The 17,405-nt window shown below is 67.3% G+C and carries 12 protein-coding genes and 2 pseudogenes; 3 read left to right on the top strand and 11 right to left on the bottom strand.

Annotated elements, in window-relative coordinates:
• Positions 1-151 precede the first annotated feature (151 nt).
• The 6 genes and pseudogenes from rsgA (BQ7388_RS04075) to BQ7388_RS12910 all read right to left on the bottom strand — a co-directional run.
• Positions 152-505 (bottom strand): annotated as a pseudogene (gene rsgA, locus BQ7388_RS04075) (GTPase RsgA); the annotation flags it as partial.
• Positions 468-866 carry an SAF domain-containing protein gene (locus tag BQ7388_RS04070; RefSeq protein WP_083558251.1) on the bottom strand — a complete coding sequence of 133 codons (399 nt, stop codon included), beginning with the start codon at positions 864-866 and terminating at the stop codon, positions 468-470. The pseudogene rsgA (BQ7388_RS04075) and the gene BQ7388_RS04070, both read right to left, overlap by 38 nt.
• Before the next feature lie 169 nt (positions 867-1,035).
• Positions 1,036-2,184 carry a ribosome small subunit-dependent GTPase A gene (gene rsgA, locus BQ7388_RS04065; RefSeq protein WP_072500444.1) on the bottom strand — a complete coding sequence of 383 codons (1,149 nt, stop codon included), beginning with the start codon at positions 2,182-2,184 and terminating at the stop codon, positions 1,036-1,038.
• A 57-nt stretch (positions 2,185-2,241) separates the two neighbouring features.
• Complete coding sequence (locus BQ7388_RS04060) at positions 2,242-3,816, bottom strand: cation-translocating P-type ATPase (protein WP_234946827.1); 1,575 nt, start codon at positions 3,814-3,816, stop codon at positions 2,242-2,244.
• Positions 3,817-4,007: 191 nt separating this feature from the next.
• A complete protein-coding gene (locus tag BQ7388_RS04055; protein WP_159430786.1) occupies positions 4,008-4,517 on the bottom strand; it encodes a NanQ anomerase/TabA/YiaL family protein in 510 nt (169 codons plus the stop codon).
• A 352-nt stretch (positions 4,518-4,869) separates the two neighbouring features.
• On the bottom strand, positions 4,870-5,019 hold the full coding sequence (locus tag BQ7388_RS12910; RefSeq protein WP_234946825.1) for a hypothetical protein: 150 nt from the start codon (positions 5,017-5,019) through the stop codon (positions 4,870-4,872).
• 371 nt (positions 5,020-5,390) lie between these two features.
• Between BQ7388_RS12910 and BQ7388_RS12905 the strand changes: the two genes are divergently transcribed.
• Positions 5,391-5,792 (top strand): IS110 family transposase, encoded by a 402-nt coding sequence (locus tag BQ7388_RS12905; RefSeq protein WP_231782250.1) that lies wholly within the window; start codon positions 5,391-5,393, stop codon positions 5,790-5,792.
• Positions 5,793-6,053: 261 nt separating this feature from the next.
• On the opposite strand, the pseudogene BQ7388_RS04045 reads toward BQ7388_RS12905, so the two are convergent.
• The 3 genes and pseudogenes from BQ7388_RS04045 to BQ7388_RS04030 form a co-directional block, all read right to left on the bottom strand.
• Positions 6,054-7,352: pseudogene (locus tag BQ7388_RS04045) on the bottom strand (cation-translocating P-type ATPase); the annotation flags it as partial.
• A gap of 355 nt (positions 7,353-7,707) precedes the next feature.
• Positions 7,708-8,217 (bottom strand): NanQ anomerase/TabA/YiaL family protein, encoded by a 510-nt coding sequence (locus tag BQ7388_RS04040; RefSeq protein ID WP_159430786.1) that lies wholly within the window; start codon positions 8,215-8,217, stop codon positions 7,708-7,710.
• A 1,366-nt stretch (positions 8,218-9,583) separates the two neighbouring features.
• Complete coding sequence (locus tag BQ7388_RS04030) at positions 9,584-10,894, bottom strand: ATP-binding protein (protein WP_062530448.1); 1,311 nt, start codon at positions 10,892-10,894, stop codon at positions 9,584-9,586.
• A gap of 535 nt (positions 10,895-11,429) precedes the next feature.
• Here BQ7388_RS04030 and BQ7388_RS04025 point away from each other — a divergent pair.
• Together BQ7388_RS04025 and pyk are read left to right on the top strand one after the other, a co-directional pair.
• Positions 11,430-12,437 carry a 2-hydroxyacid dehydrogenase gene (locus BQ7388_RS04025; protein ID WP_062530482.1) on the top strand — a complete coding sequence of 336 codons (1,008 nt, stop codon included), beginning with the start codon at positions 11,430-11,432 and terminating at the stop codon, positions 12,435-12,437.
• 136 nt (positions 12,438-12,573) lie between these two features.
• Complete coding sequence (gene pyk, locus BQ7388_RS04020) at positions 12,574-14,016, top strand: pyruvate kinase (protein ID WP_062530480.1); 1,443 nt, start codon at positions 12,574-12,576, stop codon at positions 14,014-14,016.
• A 428-nt stretch (positions 14,017-14,444) separates the two neighbouring features.
• Here the strand turns inward: pyk and BQ7388_RS04015 are convergent, their stop codons facing one another.
• Together BQ7388_RS04015 and BQ7388_RS04010 are read right to left on the bottom strand one after the other, a co-directional pair.
• Entirely contained in the window at positions 14,445-15,860 is a 1,416-nt protein-coding gene (locus BQ7388_RS04015; RefSeq protein ID WP_072499836.1) for a glycoside hydrolase family 1 protein, read from the bottom strand.
• 25 nt (positions 15,861-15,885) lie between these two features.
• Positions 15,886-17,355, bottom strand: coding sequence for a PTS transporter subunit EIIC (locus tag BQ7388_RS04010; RefSeq protein ID WP_072499835.1), 1,470 nt, complete (start codon positions 17,353-17,355; stop codon positions 15,886-15,888).
• Positions 17,356-17,405: the final 50 nt, after the last annotated feature.

The raw sequence follows: 17,405 nt of genomic DNA, 5'->3' as shown, positions 1-17,405 counted from the left end.
GACTTCCCCAGGGCAACTTCGCCCGTGAGGAAATTGTCACGCCAGAGGAGGGGTCCGCTCGCGTCCTTGGAAATCGGGCTGGCACGAAGCTGGCGCATAGCTAGCAGGCAGCTGCGCGCATCTATGGTCTGAGCAGGCGTTTGTAGAAAAGTCAGAGGACCACGTCTGGATCCAGGACGCCCAGGGAGGAGCGCATCTCGCCCGCGAGGGCGACGTAGGCGTCGTATTTGGGGCGGCGAACGGCACCAGACTCGAGAAGCGCCCTCACGGCGCAGCCGGGCTCGTGCGTGTGCGTGCAATCGCGGAAGCGGCAGTCGCGAGCCGCGTCGGCGAGGTCGGGGAAGACCAGAGCAAGGCCCCTTTCGTGCCCCACCAGGGGCAGGCTCCTGAGTCCCGGCTCGTCCACGACCACCCCTCCTCCGGGGACGCTCACCATGCGTCGGGCGACCGTGGTGTGGCGCCCCGCGTCATCGGAGGCCCGCACGCTCCCCGTNGCCGACGTGTCCCGCGGGAACCTGGGCCGAGTCAGACGCGTTCCTGAACGCAAGCTCCGTAACCGGGGCGTTGCGTGCCACCGGAACGCTCACCTCACGCCCCACGACGTCCTCCAGCCGGGTCGCGGCACCCTCCGGCGCGAGCGCGGCCGCCCAGTCGCGCACGGCCACGTCCGCCTGGCCAACAACCTGCCCAGGCTCCAGGCCCTCCCCCGCCACCACCAGCCCCACGATCTCCCCGCCGTAGCGCGCGATGGCGTCGGAACGCGCGCGGTCGGCCTCCTCGCGCACGCCCTGCACGTAGACGTGGCAGAGGAGAAGTGCCAGGACCGCGCAGGCGGAGGCGAAGACGACCCTGAACCTCAGCGACATGCGAACCCCTCCCCAGACGACTTCCCCAGGGCAACTTCGCCCGTGAGGAAATTGTCACGCCAGAGGAGGGGTCCGCTCGCGTCCTTGGAAATCGGGCTGGCACGAAGCTGGCGCATAGCTAGCAGGCAGCTGCGCGCATCTATGGTCTGAGCAGGCGTTTGTAGAAAAGTCAGAGGACCACGTCTGGATCCAGGACGCCCAGGGAGGAGCGCATCTCGCCCGCGAGGGCGACGTAGGCGTCGTATTTGGGGCGGCGAACGGCACCAGACTCGAGAAGCGCCCTCACGGCGCAGCCGGGCTCGTGCGTGTGCGTGCAATCGCGGAAGCGGCAGTCGCGAGCCGCGTCGGCGAGGTCGGGGAAGACCAGAGCAAGGCCCCTTTCGTGCCCCACCAGGGGCAGGCTCCTGAGTCCCGGCTCGTCCACGACCACCCCTCCTCCGGGGACGCTCACCATGCGTCGGGCGACCGTGGTGTGGCGCCCCGCGTCATCGGAGGCCCGCACGCTCCCCGTCTCGAGCGAGTCGTGCCCGAGGAGGGAGTTGAGGAGGGTCGACTTGCCCGCCCCGGACTCGCCCAGGACGATGGCGACGGAACCACGGGGCACCAGCTCCAGGACGCCACCCAGGCCCCAGCTCGCCCCTGCCGCGAGGGCGGCCGCCTCCAGGCCCGGGCGACCTCCCGTCGCGGGCTCCACGGAGCAGCTGGCGCAGACCGGCACGTCTTCGCCCAGGACCGCGCGGATGGAGCCGACGTCGCGGGAGAGGAGCGACGACCCAGCCCTGTCCGCCTTGGTGAGGACCACGGCCACCCGGCAGCCGCAGTCGCAGGCGATCACGGCAGAGCGCACGATGCGGTCGCAGGGGACGGGCGTCTCCCCCAGGGCCTGCACGACGAGGACGACGTCGACGTTGGCCGCAAGGGTCTGGCGCTCGCCCCGAGAGCCACCGCGCCAGCGGGCGATGTCGCTCTCGCGCGGGAGGACCTCCTGGATTATGCCCATGTCATGGGCGGGCGGGCGTCGCAGGGCCACCCAGTCGCCCACCGCGGCGCGCCCCTTGCTGGCATCCACGCGGCCGGCCTTCGAGAGCGCCACGGCGAACTCCGCCCTGAACGCCCCCTCCCAGCAGAGGACGACGGGGAAGCCCCGGTCCAGGCGCACCACGCAGCCCAGGCTCAGCTCGCCCTCCCCCTCGCGGCCGCCCGCAGTCCCCTCCCTGGCCATGATTCCAGCAAAGGCGGCCTCCTGGCGTCCGCTTGCGCGCAGCTCGGAGAAGTCGGGCAGGTCGGCAAGGGAGAGGGGCCCCGACGGGAGCCCCATGCCCCCGCCGACGCCCCTCTTGGCACGCCTGCCTCTGTCGTTGCGACGACCCAACGCTTAGGCTTTCGCCTTGTCGACGCGGCGCATGATGGCCTTCTCCAGCTCGACGATCGGGATGATCAGCGCGGCGAGGCCTATCGAGATGGCGTAGTGGACGAGGTCCAGCTCGGCGAAGTCGAAGGCCTCGGAGAGCGGCGTCTCGATCACCACGAAGGTCAGGAGCAGGGCCACGACGAAGGCGCCCCAGAGCCAGAAGTTCTGCTTCTTGAGGGTGAAGACGGACTCGCGGCGGCTGCGCATGTTGAGCGAGTGGAACATCTCGACCATCGAGAGCGTAAGGAAGGCCATGGTCATGCCCTCGAGCCCGCTGCCGTTGCCCGCGACCACGTCGGCCAGGGATACGCCCTCCGTCGCCAGGCCGATGAAGTAGGCGCCGAGCGTCAGCACGGCGATGATGGTGCCCTGGACGATGGTGTCGAGGCCCATCCCGTTGGAGAAGATGCCGTCCTTCGAGTCGCGGGGCTGGCGCTCCATGATGTTGGGCTCGGCGCCCTCGGTCGCCATGGCGAGGGCGGGCAGGGAGTCGGTGATGAGGTTGATCCAGAGCAGGTGTGTGGGCTCGAGCAGGGTGAAGCCCATGAGCGACGCGACGAACACCGTGATGACCTCGGCCAGGTTGGAGCTCAGGAGGAACTGGATGCACTTGCGGATGTTGTCGTAGATCCGGCGACCCTCTTCGCAGGCGTTGATGATGGTCGCGAAGTTGTCGTCTGCCAAGACCATGTCGGCGACGTTCTTGGTGACGTCGGTGCCGGTGATGCCCATGCCCACGCCGATGTCGGCCTTCTTGATGGAGGGGGCGTCGTTGACGCCGTCACCGGTCATGGCGACGACCTTGTCCTTCTTCTTCCAGGCGTCGACGATGCGCACCTTGTGCTCGGGCTGGACGCGGGCGTAGACGCCGAAGCGCTCCACCTCGTCGGCGAGGTCCTCGTCCGAGATGCGGTCGAGCTCGGCACCGGTGATCGCCTGCTCGCGGCTCTCGATGATGCCCAGCTCGCGGGCGATGGCCACGGCCGTGTCGATGTGGTCGCCCGTGATCATGACCACGCGGATGCCGGCGGAGTGGGCCTCCTCGATGGCCGCCTTCACCTCGGGGCGGACGGGGTCGATCATGCCGGAGAGCCCGACGAAGGTGAGGTCCTGCTCGAGGAAGCCGGGCTCGAAGGACTCGGGCATCTCCTTGCCCCAGTCGCGACGGGCGGACGCCATGACGCGCAGCGCGCGGTCGGCCATGGCCTTGTTCTGCTCCATGATCCGGGCGCGCAGCTCGTCGGTCATGGGCACGACGCCGTCCTCGCCCATGTAGCGGGTGCAGCGAGCCAAGACCACGTCCGGGCCGCCCTTGGTGTGCTGCTCGTAGCCGTCGTGGTCCTTGACCACCACCGACATCATCTTGCGGCCGGAGTCGAAGGGCGCCTCTCCCACGCGCGGGCGGCTCTGGGCCAGCTTGGCGGTGGTGTAGCCCTCCTTGGCAGCGTCGGCGACGAGGGCGGCCTCGGTGGGCTCGCCGGTCGCCGCACCTGCGGCGTCATCCCACTTGGCGTCGGAGGCCAGCGCCATGGTGCGCACGTGNCGGGAACGTCACCGTTCCACGGAAAGCTCGATGTGGGTGGTTTTCTCGGCGAAAAGCACCCGGAACCACCCACTTCTTGCCCCAAGTGGCAGGTGAAGCACCCACATCGCCCCTCTCGCGGCAAGGGACGCGGCCACGAGGGACACACGCGCACCACGCTCCGGCACCCCATCCCCACCCACTCGCCCTAATCCCAGAGCTCGTCGGCCAGGATCTTGAAGCAGACCTTCCGGATGGGGCCGGGCCCCATGCCCGCCGGAGCCAGGTTGGGCATGTGCGACTCCCCAACCACGAAGAGGGCGAAGCGCCCGTGGCCCAGTTCCCCGCCGAACTCGTCATCGTTTCCCACCGCCACATCGAGGTACTGCTTGTCCGCCCCCTCGTCGTAAGGCGAGAGGGGCTCCGTCGCTCCCGGGGTCACGAGAAACGCCTCGTAACCCTCGACGTCCACCTGGAGGTCCATGTAGCGACGGTGCGCCTCGTAATGCGCGTCCCCACGCCTGCGCGTGGTGGCGTCCTGCGCCAGCGCGAAGACCCTGTCACCCAGGATCTCGTGCCTGCCTGCCTCGAGGGCACGGTAGTCGTTCTTCCCCAACCAGTCGATGAGCACGTCAAAGCCTCTGTAGAGGCCACCGTAGCGCTCGACGCCAGCCATGCCGTCATAGATCATGTCCCTCTCCTCCACCTCGGTGCGCACGCCACTCCTCGGCGACGCCCACGCCATCTCGTCAGGACCGGTTCCGTGCCAGCCGCTTGGGCTAGACGATATGAAGAGAGGTGGCTGGGACTCGCTCTGGTGATGACCGAATGGGCCCTCTTCGGGGGCAACGTGAGTTAGCCTTGCCGCTGTCGGTGTCAGGCATATCACAATCACGGGAGGTCCCAGCCATGCTCAATTCTACATACGTCGGTCTTGACGTGCATGCAAGGTCCATCTGCGCCTCCGCGCTCGTGGTCGAGACGGGCGAGGTGCTCCGGTCGTCGTTCGGCTACGACGCCAGCGCGGTGGCGGGGTGGTGCAAGGGGCTGCCGCAGCCGGCCAGGTGCGTCTACGAGAGCGGCCCCACCGGCTTCGACCTGCAGCGGAAGCTCGAGGCCGCCGACGTGCCGTGCGTCGTCGGGGCCGTCTCGAAGATGCTCCGGCCGTCCGGGGACAGGGTGAAGACCGACAGGCGCGACGCCGCCTTCCTCGCCCGCACGCTCGCCGTCGGCAACGTGGTCGAGGTCGCCGTGCCCACGCCCGCCCAGGAGGCGGCGCGCGACCTTTCCCGTGCACGAGAGGACTGCCGCGAGGACCTGATGCGCGCGCCACCAGCTCTCCAAGTTCCCGCTCAGGAAGGGGATCGTCTGGGACGGGGGCGCCACGTGGACCAGGAGGCGCCGCGCCTGGCTGTCGTCGCTGCACTTCGGGGAGCCCAGCGAGCGGCTCGTCTACGACGACTACCTCGCTTGCGTCACCAACGCCGAGGAGAGGCGGGACCGCCTCGACGGGGCCATCGCCGAGCAGGCGGCGACGCCCGAGTGGGGGCCGACGGTCGCGAGGCTCTCGGCGCTGAGGGGCATCGCCACCGTGTCCGCGTTCTCGATCGCGGCGGAGGTCGGCGACTTCTCGCGCTTTCCCGACGCGCGGTCGTTCATGTCCTACGTCGGCCTCGTGCCCTCCGAGTCCTCGAGCGGGGAGTCCCGGTCGCGCGGCAGAATCACGAAGACCGGGAACGGGCACGTGAGGCGCCTGCTCGTCGAGGCCTCTTGGCACCATGCGAGGGCGTGGCCGCCCGCGCTGGAGACTCAGCGGGAGGCGGCGGCCAAGCTGGCGCCGCGCGACGCCGCGTCGGCAAGGAAGGCGAACCGCAGGCTCCATGACCGCTACGCCGCGCTCTCCAGGAGGGGCAAGGCCCCGAACCTCGTGAAGGTCGCCGTGGCCCGCGAGATGGCCGGCTTCGTCTGGGCGCTCGCGACGGGCGCCGAGTAGGGCGCACCGACAAAACCACATCGTCCCGCGTCCCGACGAGATGGCGCGTGGGGCAACCCGCGAATCCGCTATGTGCAGCCCGGAGACGGGCCATGCACGAACCTAGACGCGCGGAACTCCCCAGCCGAGGCATCGGAATGCGTTAGCCAACACGCGGATGTCAGACTCGCAGTCGTGCGTCGAATCAGACACGCTTGAGTGCCGCGGACCGGGACGGTTGGTCATAGGGGGAAGGTCCCAGCCCGAGTCGAGAAACCTTNCCTTGACCACCACCGACATCATCTTGCGGCCGGAGTCGAAGGGCGCCTCTCCCACGCGCGGGCGGCTCTGGGCCAGCTTGGCGGTGGTGTAGCCCTCCTTGGCAGCGTCGGCGACGAGGGCGGCCTCGGTGGGCTCGCCGGTCGCCGCACCTGCGGCGTCATCCCACTTGGCGTCGGAGGCCAGCGCCATGGTGCGCACGTGGGCCGTGAGGTCCTCGGTTGCGTGCTCGACCACGGTCATCTTGTTCTGGGTCAGGGTGCCCGTCTTGTCCGAGCAGATGATCTGGGTGCAGCCCAGGGTCTCGACGGCGCTGAGCTTGCGGATGATGGCGTTCTTCTCGCTCATCTTGGTGACGCCCATCGAGAGGACGATGGTCACGACGGCGACCAGGCCCTCGGGGATGGCGGCGACGGCCAGGGACACGGCAATCATGAAGGTGTTGAGCACCAGGGGAAGGTCAGAGAGGAAGCCCATGCCGTGCTTCACGAAGCCCGTGAGGAAGACGACGGCCGAGATGACGACGACCAGGATGGTGAGGGCGCGCGAGAGCTCGTCGAGCTTGACCTGCAGCGGCGTCTGCCCGTCCTCGGCCTGGGCGAGGGCGTCGGCGATCTTGCCCATCTCGGTGTCCATGCCAGTCGCGACTACGACGGCGCGACCGCGCCCGAAGACCACGGTCGAACCCATGTAGCACATGTTCTTGCGGTCGCCCAGGGGTACGTCGTCGGAGCCCTCCTCGAGCTCGATGACCTCCGCGTGCTTGGTCGCCGGGACGGACTCGCCCGTGAGGGCCGCCTCCTCGATCTTCATCGAGGCGCTCTCGAGGATGCGGCAGTCCGCAGGCACGGAGTCACCCGCTTCGAGGATCACGATGTCACCCACGACCAAATCGGAGCTGGGGACGCTCACCACCCTGCCGTCGCGGACTACCTTGCTGGTCGCGGCCGCCATCTCCTGCAGGGCAGCCAGGGCCTCCTCGCTCTTCGCCTCCTGGACGACGCCCAGGATGGAGTTGAGCACGACGACGAACATGATGATGATCACGTCGGCGAAGTCGGCCTCGCCCTGGACTATCCCGGTCAGGGCCGAGATGAGCGCCGCGATGATGAGCATGATGACCATGGGGTCGGCCATCTGCTGGAAGAAGCGCTTCCACAGCGGGTCCTTCTCGGCCTCCTTGAGCTTGTTGGGCCCGTTCTGCTCCAGGAGCTCGGCGGCCATGCCGACACCGAGCCCCTGCCCCTCGTCCGCGCCGCACTCCTTGAGCACGTCCTGCGCGGGAACCAGATACTCTCTCACTGCTATCCCCCCTGGGTCTGGTGGCGGCCCCCTGCCGCCACGGCGACGCACCTGGCAGATTGATGCCCGATCATAATTCCCCAGGAGGGGCAAGGGCTCACCAAGGTTGCCGTGCCAGGCACCTTATAAGCAAGACATTGTACATGCGAGAGGCCACTCGCCGTACCACGGGAACGTCACCGTTCCACGGAAAGCTCGATGTGGGTGGTTTTCTCGGCGAAAAGCACCCGGAACCACCCACTTCTTGCCCCAAGTGGCAGGTGAAGCACCCACATCGCCCCTCTCGCGGCAAGGGACGCGGCCACGAGGGACACACGCGCACCACGCTCCGGCACCCCATCCCCACCCACTCGCCCTAATCCCAGAGCTCGTCGGCCAGGATCTTGAAGCAGACCTTCCGGATGGGGCCGGGCCCCATGCCCGCCGGAGCCAGGTTGGGCATGTGCGACTCCCCAACCACGAAGAGGGCGAAGCGCCCGTGGCCCAGTTCCCCGCCGAACTCGTCATCGTTTCCCACCGCCACATCGAGGTACTGCTTGTCCGCCCCCTCGTCGTAAGGCGAGAGGGGCTCCGTCGCTCCCGGGGTCACGAGAAACGCCTCGTAACCCTCGACGTCCACCTGGAGGTCCATGTAGCGACGGTGCGCCTCGTAATGCGCGTCCCCACGCCTGCGCGTGGTGGCGTCCTGCGCCAGCGCGAAGACCCTGTCACCCAGGATCTCGTGCCTGCCTGCCTCGAGGGCACGGTAGTCGTTCTTCCCCAACCAGTCGATGAGCACGTCAAAGCCTCTGTAGAGGCCACCGTAGCGCTCGACGCCAGCCATGCCGTCATAGATCATGTCCCTCTCCTCCACCTCGGTGCGCACGCCACTCCTCGGCGACGCCCACGCCATCTCGTCAGGACCGGTTCCGTGCCAGCCGCTTGGGCTAGACGATATGAAGAGAGGTGGCTGGGACTCGCTCTGGTGATGACCGAATGGGCCCTCTTCGGGGGCAACGTGAGTTAGCCTTGCCGCTGTCGGTGTCAGGCATATCACAATCACGGGAGGTCCCAGCCATGCTCAATTCTACATACGTCGGTCTTGACGTGCATGCAAGGTCCATCTGCGCCTCCGCGCTCGTGGTCGAGACGGGCGAGGTGCTCCGGTCGTCGTTCGGCTACGACGCCAGCGCGGTGGCGGGGTGGTGCAAGGGGCTGCCGCAGCCGGCCAGGTGCGTCTACGAGAGCGGCCCCACCGGCTTCGACCTGCAGCGGAAGCTCGAGGCCGCCGACGTGCCGTGCGTCGTCGGGGCCGTCTCGAAGATGCTCCGGCCGTCCGGGGACAGGGTGAAGACCGACAGGCGCGACGCCGCCTTCCTCGCCCGCACGCTCGCCGTCGGCAACGTGGTCGAGNCCCCGCCTCGCCGGCTCAAGCTGGGTGGAGCCCGTGAGAAGGAGCCTGCCCGTCTTTGCCGCGGAGTCATCCACGAAGCGCCGCGCCGCGTCCCACACCGCAGGCACCTCCTGCCACTCGTCCACCAGGTGCGGCGCGTCCCCCAGAAGGGCCAGCGAGGGGTCGACCTCGGCCATTTGCCTCTGCTCGCCCCTGTCGAGCTCGGTGACGCTGGCCGCCCTGGAAAGTGCACTCCAGGTCTTGCCGCACCACTTGGGCCCCGTGATCTCCACGCACCCGAAGGCACCCATGAGCATGTCGAGGCGAGCGTCGGTCAAGCGCGGCAGATATCCGTCCGGAGTCAGTCTGTTGGGTTTACTAGACATGTATTTACCTCGCTGTTCCATATTTTACTCCTAATTCGTTAGTTATTTTACACCCTTGAGGCTAGACGCTTCGCACCCTCCCGGCAGACGAGACGCTCGCCCGGGCCCGACGGACGAGCCGGGCCGGGACGGGGGCGTCACCCCCCGTGCGAGCCCTCGATGGCCCCGCGTGCCGCGCCTCCGGAGTTGTATGCGGTTTTCTCGCCTGAAAAACAGCATACAACTGTTTAAGACTTATATATTAGCAGGTAGAACGCTTGCCCGGTTTTGAAGTTGTATGCGAGAACAGCAAACAACTTCTCTCGCCCACCGGCTCGGCGCGGACGCCCCACCGTCCCCCGGGCGCGCGCCCGCCGACTTCGCGCGCGGCTCCGCCGATTGTCGCCCCTCGCCCGCCGCGCGCGGCTCCGCCGACCCCCACCGACCCCCACCCGCTCTCCCCGCGACCCGACGGGCGAGCGGCGACCTGCGCCTCAGGACCCAAGGGTCGCCATGGGAATAACGAACACTCCATCCTCCCTCTGGTAGGCGACGCTCCCCCTCCCAACCACGACGGCAAGGAAGGCAGGGGGCTCCACCTGGGCCGCAGCGTTCGCGCAAAGCTTGGACCTCAACCTAAGCAGGTTGCGCGCTGCCGCATCCGCCTTCGTGTCGCTGAGCTTCACCTCGACCGCCGCCCAACGACCGCCGTGTTCCAGCACCACGTCCACCTCGAGCCCCTTGTCGTCACGGTAATAGTGGACGGAGTTCCCCAGGCCAGGATAGGTGGAGAGAAACACCCTGAGGTCGCGAAGAACCAGGGACTCGAAGAGGTCTCCCAGCGTCTGCGTGTCGCGCACGAGCCTCTCTGGCGTGGCGCCAAGCAGCGCCGCCGCAAGGGAGGGGTCCGTGAAGTAGCGCTTGGGACTCACGCGCACCCGAGCCTTCGCCCTGAGCGGGGGTTCCCAGCCCGCAAGCTCCTCGACCAGGTAGAGCCGTTCGAAGAGCCCGACATAGGACGTCAGCGTGTCGACGGAAACCCCCCGAGCGCCCATGTCCCGGATGAGCGTCCTCTTCGTCGCGGCACGGCTCGAGTTGAGGGCAAGGGACCTGAGCACGGCAAGCGCCGTGTCGGCAGAGAGCCCCTCCTGCATCACGTTGTCGTCCAGCACGGCCTGAATGTATTGGGATGCCATCTCGAACGCAACCACGTCGGGCGCGCCAAGTGCGGCAGGCCAACCTCCCCTGCAGCACCACCGAGCGACGTCGGCGACTGAGGTGGGGCTGGTGGCAGGCGAGAATGACCCCTCGAAGAGGCCCCGGAGGCTCACTTCGGCCGTGGACTCCCCCAGCTCCGCAAGCGTCATGGTGCGCATGCGAAGCCGAGCGATGCGCCCCGCGCCACTGTGATGCACCTCTCCCCGCCTCGCCGGCTCAAGCTGGGTGGAGCCCGTGAGAAGGAGCCTGCCCGTCTTTGCCGCGGAGTCATCCACGAAGCGCCGCGCCGCGTCCCACACCGCAGGCACCTCCTGCCACTCGTCCACCAGGTGCGGCGCGTCCCCCAGAAGGGCCAGCGAGGGGTCGACCTCGGCCATTTGCCTCTGCTCGCCCCTGTCGAGCTCGGTGACGCTGGCCGCCCTGGAAAGTGCACTCCAGGTCTTGCCGCACCACTTGGGCCCCGTGATCTCCACGCACCCGAAGGCACCCATGAGCATGTCGAGGCGAGCGTCGGTCAAGCGCGGCAGATATCCGTCCGGAGTCAGTCTGTTGGGTTTACTAGACATGTATTTACCTCGCTGTTCCATATTTTACTCCTAATTCGTTAGTTATTTTACACCCTTGAGGCTAGACGCTTCGCACCCTCCCGGCAGACGAGACGCTCGCCCGGGCCCGACGGACGAGCCGGGCCGGGACGGGGGCGTCACCCCCCGTGCGAGCCCTCGATGGCCCCGCGTGCCGCGCCTCCGGAGTTGTATGCGGTTTTCTCGCCTGAAAAACAGCATACAACTGTTTAAGACTTATATATTAGCAGGTAGAACGCTTGCCCGGTTTTGAAGTTGTATGCGAGAACAGCAAACAACTTCTCTCGCCCACCGGCTCGGCGCGGACGCCCCACCGTCCCCCGGGCGCGCGCCCGCCGACTTCGCGCGCGGCTCCGCCGATTGTCGCCCCTCGCCCGCCGCGCGCGGCTCCGCCGACCCCCACCGACCCCCACCCGCTCTCCCCGCGACCCGACGGGCGAGCGGCGACCTGCGCCTCAGGACCCTCACCTGCGTTAGAATCAAGACGTCAGAACGTACTTGGATCGGGGCTGCGGCTCCCAGAGAAAGGAATCGTCACATGAACGTTCTCGTCTTCGGCACCAAGAGCTACGACAAGTCCTCGTTCAACTCGATCCTCTCCGACTACCCCGAGCTCAAGGTCGACTTCACCGAGACCAACCTCACCCCGCTCACCGCCACACTTGCCCAGGGCTACGACGCCGTCTGCGCCTTCGTGAACGCCGACATCTCGGCCATGACGCTCGAGGTGCTGCGCGGCCTGGGGGTCGGACTGATCCTCATGCGCTGCGCCGGCTTCGACGCCGTCAACGTGGACTTCGCCAAGTCCCTGGGCATGAAGGTCACGCGCGTCCCCGCCTACTCGCCCGAGGCCATCGCCGAGCATGCCATGGGTCTCGCCCTCACCGCCAACCGCCGCATCCACAAGGGCTACATCCGCGTGCGCGAGAACAACTTCTCGCTCGAGGGGCTCGTGGGCGTGACGCTGCACGGCAAGACCGCGGGCATCATCGGGACCGGCCGCATCGGCGCCGCGCTCTGCCGCATCTGCAAGGGCTTCGGCATGACCGTCCTGGGCTCCGACCTCTATCCCAACCAGAGCCTCGTCGACGACGAGCACATCATCGACGAGTACGTGGACTACGACACGCTGTACGCCCGCGCCGACCTCATCTCGCTCCACGCCTTCCTCAACGAGGACAGCTACCACATGATCAACGACGAGAGCATCGCCAAGATGAAGGACGGCGTCATCTTCGTCAACACGGGCCGCGGCGGCCTGGTCGACTCCAACGCGCTCATCCGCGGCATCAGGTCGGGCAAGATCGGCGCCGCCGGCCTCGACGTCTACGAGGAGGAGAACGCCAACGTCTACCAGGACCGCGAGGACCAGATCCTGGGCTCCTCCATCACCGCCCGCCTCTGCTCCTTCCCCAACGTGGTCATGACCTCCCACCAGGCCTTCTTCACCAAGGAGGCGCTGGGCCAGATAGCCAAGGTCACGCTCCAGAACGCCCGCGCCTTCGCCAACGGTACCGATTTTGTGGAGCGCAGCGTCGTTTGCTAGGCAAGTTGCCCATTTGTCAATGACGCATCTGCGGACGTCCTATAATCATCGGTCGTCAGTTTTGTTGGACGCCAAAATCAGGCTGGTCCCCTTTCGGACCAGCCTGAGTCACATAGGAAGACCGAAAGGAACGAACATGCCTGCCAAGAGAACCAAGATCGTCTGCACCATGGGTCCCGCGACCGAGAGCGACGAGGTCCTGACCGAGCTCATCAAGAACGGCATGAACGTGGCCCGCTTCAACTTCAGCCACGGCAGCCACGACTACCACCGCAACAACATCGAGCGCGTCCGCCGCATCTCGAGCGAGCTGTCCATCCCCGTGGCCATCATGCTCGACACCAAGGGCCCCGAGATCCGCACCGGCCTGCTCAAGGACGGCCAGAAGGTCACCCTCAACACCGGCGACGACATCATCGTGACCACCGACACCTCCATCGAGGGCACGGCCGAGCGCTTCTCGCTCGACTACGCCGAGCTCCCCCACGAGGTGGAGAAGGGCTCCACCATCCTGATCGACGACGGCCTCATCGGCCTGGAGGTCGACCACGTCGTGGGCGAGGACATGTACTGCAAGGTCACCAACGGCGGCGAGCTGGGCGAGCACAAGGGCGTCAACGTGCCCAACGTCGAGGTGGGCCTGCCCTCCGTCACCGAGCAGGACCGCGCCGACATCATGTTTGGCTGCGAGCTGGGCATCGACGCCATCGCCGCGTCCTTCATCCGCAACGCCGGCGCCGTCGAGGAGATTCGCCAGATCTGCGCCGAGAGTGGCATGCGCAACGTCTACATCTTCCCGAAGATCGAGAGCGCCATGGGCGTCAAGAACTTCGACGAGATCCTGGCGGTCTCCGACGGCATCATGGTCGCCCGCGGCGACCTGGGCGTCGAGATTCCCGCGGCGCAGGTCCCTCATATCCAGAAGACCATCATCCAGAAGTGCAACGACGCCTACAAGCCCGTCATCACCGCCACGCAGATGCTGGACTCTATGATCCGCAACCCCCGTCCCACCCGCGCCGAGGTCAACGACGTCGCCAACGCGGTCTACGACGGCACCGACTGCGTCATGCTCTCGGGCGAGACCGCTGCCGGCAAGTACCCCATCGAGGCCGTCAAGACCATGGCCTCCATCTGCAAGGAGACCGAGCGCTACCTGCTCGAGCGCCACAATTTCCACGACCGCGGCGGCCTGCGCAACGTCAACGCCTCCATCGGCCTGGCCGCGGTCGAGATCGCCGACCGCGTCAACGCCAAGTGCATCATCTGCCCCACGCACTCCGGCCGAACCGCGCGCCTGATCTCGAACTTCCGTCCCAAGCTGCCGATCTACGCGATGTCGCCGTCCAACCACGCCATCCGCAAGACCTGCTTCCAGTGGGGCGTCCACGCCTACAAGACCACCGAGCAGGGCTCGCTCTCTGCCACCTGCTACAACGCGCTGACGGTGGCGAAGGAGCAGGGCCTGGTCGAGAAGGACGACCTGGTGGTCATCACCGCCGGCGACCCCCAGACCTCTCCCTCCCAGGGCGACTACATCACCTCGACCAACATGGCCATGGTGTCCCAGATCCAGTAGCGCGGGCGCTCATAGTCGCACGTCAGGCGGGGCGGTCCAACTTCGGGCCGCCCCGCCCTCCTGTGTCCGCGCCAACAAGGCGCACGGCCCGTCGCGGCGCGTCCCTCTCCCCCACCCGACCATGCCCGATGCAAGCGCCGGGGAGGCGCGCCATGCGAAGGGGAGAGCCGCCGCGGCCATCGCCGAAGCGGCTCTCCCCTCTTGGAANGGGCGCTCATAGCCGCACGTCAGGCGGGGCGGTCCACCTGCGGGCCGCCCCGCCCTCCTGTGTCCGCGCCAACAAGGCGCACGGCCCGTCGCGGCGCGTCCCTCTCCCCCACCCGACCATGCCCGATGCAAGCGCCGGGGAGGCGCGCCATGCGAAGGGGAGAGCCGCCGCGGCCATCGCCGAAGCGGCTCTCCCCTCTTGGAACGTGTGCCTGGCCCGACTAGAGCTCGGCCCCGTTGGTCCTAATCACGTTCTGGTACCAGAAGAAGCTGTCCTTGCGGACGCGCTCGAGGCTCCGCAGGTCGTGCTCGCCACGGTCCACGTAGATGAAGCCGTAGCGCTTGCGGAAGCCCTGGTGCGAGCTCAGGAGGTCCATGACGGACCAGGGCGAGTAGCCCATGAGTTCGACGCCGTCGCGCATCGCGTCGCGACAGGCCCCCACGTGGGCGCGCAGGTAGTCGATGCGATAGTCGTCGTGCACGCGCCCGTCGGCCGTGAGCTCGTCGGGAGCCCCCAGGCCGTTCTCGGTGATGATGATGGGCACGCGGTAGCGTGCGTAGTACTCGTCGAGCACGATGCGCAGGCCCATGGGGTCGATCTGGGCACCGTACTCGCTGGCCTCGAGGGAGGGGTTCCTCTCGTCGCGGCACCAGCCGTACTGGTCGAAGTCCACCTCGTTGCCCCGGAAGGCGCGAGACCCCAGGGGGTGCTCGTCGTCGACGGGGAGGTAGCTCGCGCAGAGGGTGCGGTAGTAGTTCAGCGCCAGGTAGTCCATCTTGCCATGGCGCAGGGTCTCCGCATCCTCGGGGAGCATGACGGGCACGATGCCGCGCTTCTCGAGGTAGTCCATGTAGAAGCCGGAGTAGGCACCGTACTGGCACATGTCCAGGTTGTACAGGGTCTTGAGGTAGTCGTTGCTGCGCGCGGCCCAGACGTCCTCGGGCTTGGGTGTGAGCGGGTAGGTGCAGGTGGACGAGATGGCAGGACCCACCAGCCCTCCCTCGACCAGCTCGTGACAGGACCTCGTCGCGCGGGCGTGCGCCAGGGACATGTGGTAGTCCATCTGGGCGCGCAGGCGGTCGGCCTCGAGAGGGTCGGACGCCGCGATGTTCATGCGCTCGTCCACGCGGACCATGAGGTTCTGCTCGTTGATGGTCTGCCAGTGCTTGACGCGGTCTCCGAAGCGCTCGAAGCAGATCCGGGCGTAGCGGTCGAAGGCGTCGACGCAGCGTCGGTCGGCCCAGCCGCCGTAGCGCTCCACGAGCGCCCAGGGCAGGTCGAAGTGGTACAGGGTCACCCAGGGTTCGATCCCCGCGGCGAGCAGCTCGTCGATGAGCGCGTCATAGAAGGCGACGCCCTCCTCGCTCACCTCGCCGTCGCCGTCGGGAACGATGCGCGTCCAGGCGATGGAGAAGCGATACATGCCCAGGCCGAGCTCCTTCATGAGCGCGACGTCACCGCGCCAGCGGTGGTAGAGGTCGCTGGCGACCTTGGTGTCGGCCTGGCGGTCGGAGCGCTTGAAGGCGTTGTGGTCCGCGACGCTCGGGCCCTTGCCGCCCTCGTCCCAGCCCCCCTCGATCTGGAAGGCCGAGGACGAGGCGCCCCACCTGAAGCCCTTGGGGAAGCTTGCTGGCATTGCGTGCTCCTCTCCCACGATCTGGCTAGGCCTGGGCGGCGACGGAGGCCGCAGGGGCCTTCTCGCCCACAGTCGCGGGCAGGTCCTCGAAGCCCACCACGTAGGTGGCGACGCAGGCGCCCACGAAGGCGACCAGGCAGCCCACAAGGTAGAAGACGAACGGGGTCATGCCGAAGGCGGCGTAGGTGAAGATGGTCAGGACGCCGTTGTTGGCGAAGGCGTCGCCGTAGACCCCGCCCGCGCCCATGATGGCGCCGCCGATCGCACCGGCGACGATGGCGCAGACCATGGGCCTCTTGAAGCGCAGGTTGCAGCCGTAGATGGCGGGCTCGGTGATGCCGACGAGCACGGCCGAGATGACCGCAGAGGCAGAGACGCCCTTGAGCTGCTCGTTCTTGGTCTTGAGCATGACGCCGAGGGCGGCTCCGCCCTGGGCGAAGTTGGCAGCGCCGGCAAAGGCGAGCAGGTTCTGCCTGCCGCTCACGGCGACGTCGTTGAGGCCCACGGGAAGCAGGGCGCGGTGGGCGCCGAAGATGACGAGCACGCCCCAAAGGCCGCCGACCACGGCACCGCCGAGCAGGGCGTTGAAGTTCATGAGGGCGTAGTAGACGACCTGGATCACGTTGCCGATGACGATGCCCACGGGCCCGAGGAGGCAGAGGGTGAGGGGCAGCATGACGATGAGGGAGACGCCGGGGACCACGATGATCTGCAGGATCTCGGGGACGTACTTCTCGAGGAAGCGCTCGACGTACATGAGGACGAGCACGGCCAGCAGGATGGGGATGACCGACTCGGTGTAGTTGAAGACCTTAGTTGACTCACCGATGGTCCAGGCCGCCTTGACCACGGGCAGGCCGAAGATGGCCGTCGCCGTGGAGGTGTCCTGAATCAGGGCGTCGACCTGCGGGTAGCAGAGGAAGCCACCCAGCACCATGGCGATGATCTCGTTGCACTTGAGCGCCTTGGCCGCGGTGTAGCCCAGGAAGACGGGCATGAAGTAGAAGATAATCTGGCTCGCGGCATAGAGGAGCACGTAGGTGTCGGAAGTCGCGATGTCGATGCCCTGGCGCGCGAAGATGAGCTTCGCGGCGGTGAGCAGGCCCTTGATCAGGCCGGCCGCGGCGATGGCGGGAATAAGCGGGGTGAACATCTTGGCGACGGTCTGCAGGATGCGGTCGCCCAGCTTGCCCTTGGGCTCGTCGGCGACGGGCTTGCCGGTCTCGGCGTCGACGAGGCCGGTGCCCTCGATGCCCGCCATGGGCAGGAGCGCGTCGTAGACCTTCTCGACCTTGGCCCCCAGGACGACCTGGAACTGGCCCTGGGCCTTGACCACCTGGATCACGCCCTCGGTCTGCTCGACCCTCTTCTGGTCGACCTTGCCCTCGTCCTTGAGGACGAGCCTGAGCCTGGTGAAACAGTGCGAGACGTCAGAGATGTTCTCCTTGCCTCCCACCGCCTCGAGGATTTCTGCCGCGCTCTTTGCTGGATCCATCCGTACTCCCTTTCCTAGGGGCTTGTAGGGCTGACTTGGGGCCTCGCCGC

Origin of the sequence: Olsenella phocaeensis, assembly GCF_900120385.1 — a bacterium.
Taxonomy (GTDB): domain Bacteria; phylum Actinomycetota; class Coriobacteriia; order Coriobacteriales; family Atopobiaceae; genus Olsenella_I; species Olsenella_I phocaeensis.
This window is presented reverse-complemented; position numbering and strand designations above follow the sequence as displayed.